8 protein-coding genes are annotated in these 8879 nt (G+C 76.4%); 2 read left to right on the top strand and 6 right to left on the bottom strand.

What is annotated here, in order from left to right; translation table 11 throughout:
* The 3 genes from GTR00_RS08510 to GTR00_RS08500 form a co-directional block, all read right to left on the bottom strand.
* Nucleotides 1-544, bottom strand: a 544-nt coding sequence (locus GTR00_RS08510) for an anthranilate synthase component II (RefSeq protein WP_166611196.1), incomplete at its 3' end; no start/stop codon positions are given.
* A 19-nt stretch (nucleotides 545-563) separates the two neighbouring features.
* Complete coding sequence (locus GTR00_RS08505; protein ID WP_407659661.1) at nucleotides 564-1736, bottom strand: osmoprotectant NAGGN system M42 family peptidase; 1173 nt, start codon at nucleotides 1734-1736, stop codon at nucleotides 564-566.
* Between the two features lie 143 nt (nucleotides 1737-1879).
* Nucleotides 1880-2620, bottom strand: a complete 741-nt coding sequence (locus GTR00_RS08500) for a DNA-formamidopyrimidine glycosylase family protein (protein WP_166611195.1) — start codon at nucleotides 2618-2620, stop codon at nucleotides 1880-1882.
* 96 nt (nucleotides 2621-2716) lie between these two features.
* Here GTR00_RS08500 and GTR00_RS08495 point away from each other — a divergent pair, with 96 nt between their 5' ends.
* On the top strand, nucleotides 2717-3949 hold the full coding sequence (locus GTR00_RS08495) for a saccharopine dehydrogenase family protein (protein ID WP_323132336.1): 1233 nt from the start codon (nucleotides 2717-2719) through the stop codon (nucleotides 3947-3949).
* Between the two features lie 7 nt (nucleotides 3950-3956).
* The gene (locus GTR00_RS08490; protein ID WP_166611193.1) at nucleotides 3957-4844 is read left to right on the top strand and encodes an alpha/beta fold hydrolase; all 888 of its coding nucleotides are present in this window, start codon (nucleotides 3957-3959) and stop codon (nucleotides 4842-4844) included.
* Nucleotides 4845-4881: 37 nt separating this feature from the next.
* Here the strand turns inward: GTR00_RS08490 and ngg are convergent, their stop codons facing one another.
* From ngg to GTR00_RS08475, 3 genes are read right to left on the bottom strand one after another with little or no spacing between them, the layout of a single operon-like run.
* Nucleotides 4882-6678 (bottom strand): N-acetylglutaminylglutamine synthetase, encoded by a 1797-nt coding sequence (ngg, locus tag GTR00_RS08485; protein ID WP_166611192.1) that lies wholly within the window; start codon nucleotides 6676-6678, stop codon nucleotides 4882-4884.
* Between the two features lie 23 nt (nucleotides 6679-6701).
* On the bottom strand, nucleotides 6702-8486 hold the full coding sequence (locus tag GTR00_RS08480; RefSeq protein ID WP_166611191.1) for an N-acetylglutaminylglutamine amidotransferase: 1785 nt from the start codon (nucleotides 8484-8486) through the stop codon (nucleotides 6702-6704).
* Nucleotides 8487-8508: 22 nt separating this feature from the next.
* Nucleotides 8509-8871, bottom strand: a complete 363-nt coding sequence (locus tag GTR00_RS08475; RefSeq protein ID WP_166611190.1) for an HIT domain-containing protein — start codon at nucleotides 8869-8871, stop codon at nucleotides 8509-8511.
* Nucleotides 8872-8879: the final 8 nt, after the last annotated feature.

The following is an 8879-nucleotide window of genomic DNA, read 5'->3' as shown; positions in this document are numbered from 1 at the left end:
GTGCGTGGCCGTGCTCGCTGCCGACGGACTCGGGGTGGAACTGCACGCCGGTGAAGGGGCGCTCGGCGTGCCGCAGCCCCATCACCACGCCGTCCTCGGCCCACGCGGTCGCCACCAGCGGCGCCGGCAGCGGCTCGGCCACGCACAGGGAGTGGTAGCGCACCGCGGCGAAGCCCTGCGGCACCCCGGCGAAGAGCCCGCGCCCGTCGTGGCGCACGCGCGTGACGTGCCCGTGGCGCGGTTCGGGCGCGCGCACCACGGGCGCGCCGGCGGCCAGCGCGATGCCCTGGTGGCCCAGGCAGATCCCCAGCACCGGCACGCGCGCGCGAGCCAGCACGTGCGCGCTCAGCCCGAAGTCGCGCTCGACGCCGGGGTGGCCGGGGCCGGGCGAGAGGACGACGGCGTCGAAGCCGGCCAGGTCCAGCTCGGCGGGGGCGAGCGCGTCGTTGAGCACGACGACCGGCTCGGTGCCGGTGAGCCCGGCGAGGAGCTGGAAGACGTTGTACGTGTACGAGTCGTGGTTGTCGACGAGCAGGACGCGCACGGCGGGGCCCGCGCGCCGCTCAGCCGAAGGCGCCGTCGGGCACGACGGTGCGGTCCACCGGCTCCATCTGCACCGGCTGCACGCTGTCGGAGGGGAAGTCGGCCAGGTCGCCGTGCTCGGCGCGGTCCCACTCGTCGAAGGTCAGCCCGCTCTGCAGGTACACCACGAGCAGCCGGGCGAGGGCGACGAGGCCGTCGAGGTGGGTGCGCTCGTGGCCGTGGCTGGACTCCAGGCCGAAGCCGAGCAGCGCGGCGCGGGCCTCGATGCCGGCCTCCAGGGCGGGGGCGGCGTCGGAGCGGTAGTGGCGGTACACGTCGCGCACGGCCGGGACGCCGTGCGCGCGGGCCAGCGCGTGCAGGCGGCGCGAGAGGTGGTAGTCGAAGGGTCCGGTCATGTCGAGCATGCCGACGCTGACCAGCTCCTCGCGCGAGGTCTGCCCCTCGGCGACGACGGCGTTGTCGACGGCGACCAGCTCCGCCAGGTCCGGGGACAGGCCGTGGGTGGCGCCGAAGCCGACCTCCTCGCCGATGGTGACGAGGAACTGCGCGGTGACCGCCAGCGGCAGGTCCGCGTCGCGCAGCGCCTTCAGCGCGGCCAGGCACGCGGCCAGGCCGGCCTTGTCGTCCAGGTGCCGGGACTTCACGTAGCCGCCGCGGGTGATCTGCGGGGCGGCGTCCAGGGCGATGAAGTCGCCCACCTCCACGCCCAGCGCCCGCACGTCGCGGGCGCTCTCCACCGGCTCGTCGATGCGCACCTCGACGACCTCCCAGCCCACGCCCTGGGTGTCGATCTCGTCGCCGAAGGTGTGCCCCGAGCTCTTCAGCGGCAGCACGGTGCCGGTGTACACGCGCTCGAAGTCGTCGGTGAAGATCGTCACGTGGGCGCCCTCGGAGAAGCGGGCGCTGTGGCTGCCGACGGGCACGACCTCCAGGCGGCCGTCGTCCTTCACGCGCTTGACCATCAGCCCGATGGTGTCGGCGTGCACGACGACGGCGCGGCGCACCACGTCGGTGCGCCCGCGCAGCGTGGCGCGCAGCATGCCGCGGCGGGTCAGGTCGAAGGGCAGGCCGAGCTGCTCGATGTGCTGGCCGACCAGCTGCATCACCGCGTCGGTGCGCCCCGAGGGGCTGGGCGTGCGCAGCAGCTCCATGAGGGTGGAGGTCAGGTACTCCACGTCGACGGGCGCGTCCACGGTCCCGGCCGCCGCGGAGGCGCCCGAGGGGGAGGCGTTCTGGCGGGGGCGCTCGGAGGTGCTCACGGCGCCGATACTGCCGCCTGCCCGCGGCCCGTTCCCAGCCGGGGCGTGTGCCCGGGCCCGCCCCGCGCCCGCTCGCCTCAGGTCTGCTCGACGGGGCAGGCGTAGGAGGTGCGCCCGCCCACGGGCGCCACGCGCACCGGCGCGCCGCAGCGCCGGCACGCCTCCCTCTTGTAGACCCACCGCTCGTCGGGGGCGCCGGGGTCGCTGACGACCCGGCCGGCCTCGACGCCCAGCTGCAGGTGCCGCACCGCCAGGTCCCACAACCGCCCGGCCTCGTCCTCGCCGGCGCGCCGGGCCGGGTCGACGCCGGCGAGGAAGAGCAGCTCGGCGCGCCAGGCGTTGCCGATGCCCGCCCACACCGACTGCTCCAGCAGCGCCGCGCCCACCGGGCCGCGGGCCCCCACCAGGCGGCGCACCGCCTCCTCGCGCGAGGCGGCCGGGTCCAGCGGGTCCGGGCCCAGCGAGGCCAGCAGCGCACGGCGCTGCGCGTCGTCCAGCGCCTCGCAGGTGCTGGGCGCGATGAGCGCGAACGCGGCCCCGTCGGCGCCCAGCAGGAAGCGGGTGCCCCGCGGCGGGGAGGCCGGCCAGGCGTCGTAGCGCAGGAACAGCCCGCGCACGCCCAGGTGCACGTGCACGGCAGGGGCGCCGTCGAAGGCGTACAGCAGGTTCTTGCCGGCCGCGCGCACGGACTCCAGGCGGTGCCCGTCGAAGGGCGCGGCGTCGAAGCGGCCCTGCGGGCTGGCCGCGCGCACGGCGCGCCCGGCCAGCGCGGCGTGCTGCTCGCGGGCGTGGCGGTGCAGCAGGTGTCCCTCGGGCACGGCCCCATCCTGGCCCCGCGGCCCGCACCGCGCCGCCCGGCGCGACGGGCGGCGCGACGGGTGGCGGCGCGGGCGGGCGCGGTTACGGTGGGCCGGGTGCAGCGCGGACGCGAGCTCGACGTGGTCCTCTTCGGCGCGTCGGGGTTCGTCGGGCGCCTCACCGCCGCCCACCTCGCCGAGCACGCCCCGCCGGGCACCCGCGTGGGGCTGGCGGGCCGCTCGCCGCAGCGGCTGCAGCGGGTGCGCGAGGAGCTGGGGCCGGCGGCCGCGGACTGGCCGCTGCTGGGCGCGGACTCCGGCGACGAGGCCTCGCTGCGGCGCCTGGCCGGCGCCGCGCGCGTCGTGGTCACCACGGTCGGGCCCTACCTGCGCCACGGGCTGCCGCTGGTGCGCGCCTGCGCCGAGGCGGGCACGCACTGCGCGGACCTCACCGGCGAGGTGCTCTTCGCCCGCCGCAGCGCCGACGCGTTCCACGCCACCGCCCGCGGCAGCGGCGCGCGGGTCGTGCACTCCTGCGGCTTCGACTCCGTGCCCTCGGACCTGTCGGTGCTGCTGGCGCACGAGCGCGCCGCCGCCGACGGCGCCGGTCCCCTCACCGAGGCCACCCTGGAGGTGCGCTCCGCGCGCGGCGGCGTCAGCGGGGGCACCGTGGACTCCCTGCGCCTGCAGCTGGACACCGCGCGCGCCGACCCCGCGGCGCGCCGGCTGCTGGCCGACCCGTACGCGCTGAGCCCGGAGCGCGCCGCCGAACCCGACCTCGGTCCCCAGCGCGACGTCTTCACCCCGCACCGGCGCGCCGGGGACGGCGCGTGGGCCGCGCCGTTCGTCATGGCCCCCTGCAACACGCGCGTGGTGCGGCGCAGCAACGCGCTGCTCGGCCACGCGTACGGGCCGCGGCTGCGCTACCGCGAGGTCGTCGCCCTCACCGGCCCGGCCGCCCCCGTGGGCGCGTTCGCCGTCACCGGCGTCCTGGCCGCGCTGGCGGGCGCGCTGTCGCTGCGCCCGGCCCGCCCGCTGGTGGACCGCCTGCTGCCCGCGCCCGGCAGCGGCCCCGGCGAGCGCACCCGCCGCAGCGGGCGCTTCCGCGTCGAGCTGGACGCCCGCACCGGGCAGGGGCGGCGCTACCGCACGACGGTGGCCGCCCAGGGCGATCCCGGGTACGCCGCCACCGCCGTCATGCTCGGCGAGAGCGCCCTGGCCCTGGCCCTGGACGGCGAGCACCTGCCCGACGCCGCCGGGGTGCTCACCCCCGCCACCGGCATCGGCACCGTCCTGGCCGACCGGCTGCGCGCCCGCGGTTTCACGCTGCGCACCGACGCGGTGGCGTGAGGCGGCCGTGCCCCTCCTGACGACCGCCGCGATCGACCTGGCGTTCACCGACACCGGCCCGGCCGGCGCGCCGGCGGTGCTGCTGCTGCACGGCTGGCCCGACGCCGCCCGCGGCTTCTCCGCCGTGGCGGCGCACCTGGCCGGCGCGGGGTTCCGCGTCGTGGCCCCCGACCTGCGCGGTGCCGGGGCGTCGGTGTTCCGCTCCCCCGGCACCGTCCGCGACGGCACCGCCGCCGCCCTGGTGCGCGACGCCCTCGACCTCGCCGACGGCCTGGGCCTGCGCGAGTTCTCCGTCGTCGGGCACGACTGGGGCGCCCGGGCGGCCTACCAGCTCGCCGTCGTGGCCCCGCAGCGGGTGCGCTGCGCGGCCGCGCTGGCCCTGGCCCACCAGCCGCGCGGGCAGTTCACCGTGCCGCGCTTCGAGCTGGCCCGGCCGTTCTGGTACCAGTGGCTGATGTTCCTGGACGCCGGCGTGGCGGCGGTGCGCGCCGACCCGGTGGGTTTCGCCCGCGAGCAGTGGGCCACCTGGAGCCCGCCCGGCTGGTGGGACGAGGCGGAGTTCGCCGCCACCGCGCGGGCGTTCGCCAACCCCGACTGGACCGACGTGACCCTCAACGCCTACCGCACGAGGTTCCTGCCCGACGAGCCCCGCGACCCGCGCTACGACGACGTGCGCGCCCGCGTCGCCGCCACCGCGCGCATCGGCGTGCCCACCCTGATGGTGCAGGGCGGCGCCGACGCGTGCGACCCGCCGGCCTCCTCGGAGGGGCTGGAGGGCTCCTTCGACTCCTACCGCCGCGTCGTCCTCGACGGCGTGGGGCACTTCCCGCACCGGGAGGCGCCGCAGGAGGTGTCCCGGTTGCTGCTGCAGCACCTCGACGCGCACGGGCGCTGAGCGCCCGCGGGAGCGGCCGGGGAGGCGGGGGCGAGCGCTACGCCTGCACGCGCCGCGTCTCCGGGAACAGCAGGTCCAGGAACCGCTGGGCGGTGGGGCGCGGCTGGTGGTTGGCCAGGCCCGGGCGCTCGTTGGCCTCGATGACGACGTGCTCGGGGCCGGAGACGTCCGGCACGAGCAGGTCCAGCCCGGTGACGGGGATGCCCAGGGCGCGGCTGGCCGCCACGGCGGCGTCGACGAGGTCGGGGTGCAGGTCGTCGGTGACGTCGTCGATGGTGCCGCCGGTGTGCAGGTTCGCGGTGCGCCGCACCTCCAGGCGCTGCCCGCGCGGCAGCACGTCGTCCATGGAGTAGCCGGCGGCGCGCACGACCGCCTCGGTGGTGGCGTCCAGGGGGATGCTGGACTCGCCGCCGGTGGCGGCCCGGCGCCGCCTGCTCTGCCGGGCGACGAGGGTGCGCACGTCGTCGGTGCCGGTGCCGATGACGGCGGCGGGGCGGCGCACCGCGGCGGCGACGACCTCGTGGTCGATCACGAGGATGCGCAGGTCCTGGCCGGCGACGAACTCCTCCACCAGCACGTCGGGGCAGTGCCCGGCGGCCTCGGCCACCGCGCGGTGCAGCGCCTCGCCGTCGGCTACGCCGACGGTGATGCCCTTGCCCTGCTCGCCGCGGGCGGGTTTGACCACCACGGGGCCGGTCTCGGCGAGCAGGCGCTGAGCGGCGGCCAGGCCGTCCGCGTCGGCGAGGGGGTCGGGGGCCAGCTCCACGGCGCGCGGCACCCGCACGCCGGTGGCGGCGAGCAGGCGCCGGGTGACGCGCTTGTCGTCGCAGCGGCTCATCGCGACGGCGCTGGTCAGCTCCGAGAGCGACTCGCGGGTGAGCAGGGAGCGCCCCCCGTAGGTCAGGCGCATCTCGCCGCTGGGGGCGTCGGTGACCTCCACGCGCACCCCGCGGCGCAGGGCCTCGTCGGCGACGATGCGCGCGTAGGGGTTCAGCTCGTCCAGGTGCTCCGGCTGCGGGGAGAACAGGGGCCGGTTGATGGGGTTCTTGCGCTTGACGACGACGGGCGCGGCGGGGCGGAACCCCAGGCGCCGGTACAGGGCGATGGCACCGTCGTTGTCGTGCAGGACGGACAGGTCGAGGATGGCGCGCCCGCGGGCGATGTAGCGCTCGGCGAGGACCCGCACGAGCGCCTCGCCGGTGCCGCGCGGGGCGTCCTGCGGGTCGGCGGCCAGGCACCACAGGCTGGCGCCCTCCTCCGGGTCGCCGAAGGCGAGGACGTGGTCGACGCCGGTGACGGTGCCGACGACCTCGCGGGTGCGGGTGTCCTCGGCCACCAGGTACGTGAAGGTGCGGGTGCGGTGGTTGGCCCACATGACGTCCGGGTCGGAGGTCACCATCCCGTTGGCGGCGTAGAGGCGGTTGACGTCCTCCAGCTCGGAGCGCTCGCGCACCATGCGCACGAACACGTCGGGGTTGCGGTCGCGCGGGGGGCGGTAGCGCGCCAGGTCCAGCCGGAACGTGATGGAGGGGTCCATGAACAGCTCGTGCGGGGCGAGCCCCACGAGCACCTGCGGCTCGCGCACGTACATGGCGATGTCGCGCTCGCCGGTCTCCTCGGCGCGCAGGGCGTCGACGACGTCGCGCTGGTCGGTGAACGTGTGCCCGAACACCAGCCGGCCCCAGCCCATGTCGAGGGCGACGTCGGTGGCCATGTCGCGCGTGAAGTGGCTGGGGGGCCGTTGCCAGGCGCGGCTGGAGATGGCGGGCACGTCGCTGCGGCGGTTGCGCAGGCCGGCCACCTGCCCCCGGCGCCGGGTCCCCGCGGAGCCCATCGTGGTCACCTCCCCGCCCGGCCTCAGTCGATCCCGTGCTGCTGCAGCCACAGCTCCAGCAGGCCGAGCTGCCACAGCTTGTTGCCGCGCAGCGGGGTGAGCTCGGCGTTGGGGTCGCGCACCAGCTCCGAGACGTACTCGGGGCGGAACAGCCCGCGCCGGCGGGCGGCCTCGCTGGAGAGGGCGTCCTTGACCAGGCCGAGGACCTTGCCCTCCAGGTGGGTGATGGCCGGCACCGGGAAGTACCCCTTGGGGCGGTCGATGACCTCGCGCGGGACCACCTTGTAGCCGACCCGCTTGAGCACGCCCTTGCCGCCGCCGGACAGGTGCAGCTCCGGCGGGACGGCGGCGGCCAGCTCGACGAGCTCGTGGTCCAGGAACGGCACGCGGGCCTCCAGGCCCCAGGCCATCGTGGTGTTGTCCACGCGCTTGACGGGGTCGTCGACGAGCATGACCTCGGTGTCCAGGCGCAGGGCGGCGTCCACGGCGGTGTCGGCGCCGGGGCGGGTGAAGTGCTCGCGCACGAACTCCAGCGACACGTCGGTGGGCGTGAGCCACTGCGGCTGCAGGACCTGCGCCACGCCGGCGTGGTCGCGGTCGAAGAACGCCTTCGCGTACGCGGCCACGCCCTGCTCGGGGGTGAGCCCGGCCAGCGGCGGGTACCAGTGGTAGCCGCCGAACACCTCGTCGGCGCCCTGGCCGGACTGCACGACGCGGATGGACTGGGAGACCTGCTGGCTGAGCAGGTCGAAGGCGACCACGTCGTGGCTGACCATCGGCTCGTGCATGGCGCCCACGGCGTGGCCGAGGGCGCCGACGAGCTCGTCGCCGGTGACGCGGATGCGGTGGTGGTTCGTGGCGTACCGCTGCGCGATGACGTCGGAGTAGGCGAACTCGTCGCCCTCGCGGCCGCCGACGGACTCGAACCCGATGGAGTAGGTGGCCAGGTCCGTCTGCCCGGCCTCGGCGAGCAGGCCGGTGATGAGGCTGGAGTCCAGCCCGCCGGACAGCAGCACCCCCACGGGCACGTCGGCGACGGTGCGCCGGCGCACCGCGGCGCGCAGGGACTCCAGGACGGCGTCCTCCCAGTCCTGCTCGGAGAAGTCGGCGTACTGCTCGCGGCGCACGTGCTGGGCGTCCCAGTAGCGGTGCTCGCGGCTGGTGCCGTCGGCCTCGACCACCCGCACGGTGGCCGGGGGCAGCTTGCGCACGCCCTTGAGGATCGTCAGCGGGGCGGGCACGACGGCGTGCCAGGTGAGGTAGTGGTGCAGCGCGACGGGGTCGATGGTGGTGTCGACGTCCCCGGCGGCCAGCAGCGCCGGCAGCGAGGAGGCGAAGCGCAGCCGCCCGGGCGTCTCGGCCAGGTACAGCGGCTTGATGCCCAGCCGGTCGCGCATGAGCACCACGCGCCCGGAGTCCCGCTCGTGCAGGACGACGGCGAACATGCCCTTGAGGTGGTCGACGACGTCGGTGCCCCACCGGTGGTAGCCCTTGAGGATGACCTCCGTGTCGGAGGTGGAGCTGAACCGGTAGCCGTGGCCGACCAGCTCCTCGCGCAGCTCCTTGTAGTTGTAGACGCAGCCGTTGAAGACCGCGTGCAGACCCAGCTCGGGGTCGACCATGGGCTGCGAGCCGCAGGCCGACAGGTCGATGACGGACAGGCGCCGGTGCCCGAAGGCGACCCGCCCCTGCGCCCAGTAGCCCTCGCCGTCCGGACCTCGGGGCGCGAGCGGCTGCGACATCCGCTGCACCGCGCCGATGTCCGCCGGCCGACCGTCGAACGTGACCTCACCGCACAAGCCGCACATGCCGCACCATCCAACCGTCGGATCAGCCGGGCGGCCAGGCGAAGCCCCGGCCGCCGAGGACGTGCCCGTGGACGTGGGGCACCGACTGGCCCACGTCCTCGCCGGTGTTGAAGACGAGCCGGAAGTGCCCGCCGCAGCGCTCGTCGGCCACCCGCTGGGCCACCTGCACGAGCCGCGCCAGGGTCCGCGGGGCCGCGGCGGCCAGCTCGGCGACCGTCTCGTACCGCTCCCGCGGCACGACCAGGACGTGCACGGGCGCCTGCGGGTCGGCGTCCTCGAAGGCGACGACGAGGTCGTCGGCGTGCACGATCGTCGCGGGCAGCTCCCCGGCGACGACCCTGAGGAAGAGGTCGGCGGGCGCTCGTCCGTTCCGGCTGCCGCTCATGCCCGAAC

It is taken from the genome of Kineococcus indalonis, assembly GCF_009906395.1.
Taxonomy (GTDB): Bacteria; Actinomycetota; Actinomycetes; order Actinomycetales; family Kineococcaceae; genus Kineococcus; species Kineococcus indalonis.
Note: the sequence above shows the minus strand (reverse complement) of the source record. Positions and strands in the feature narration are given on the sequence as shown.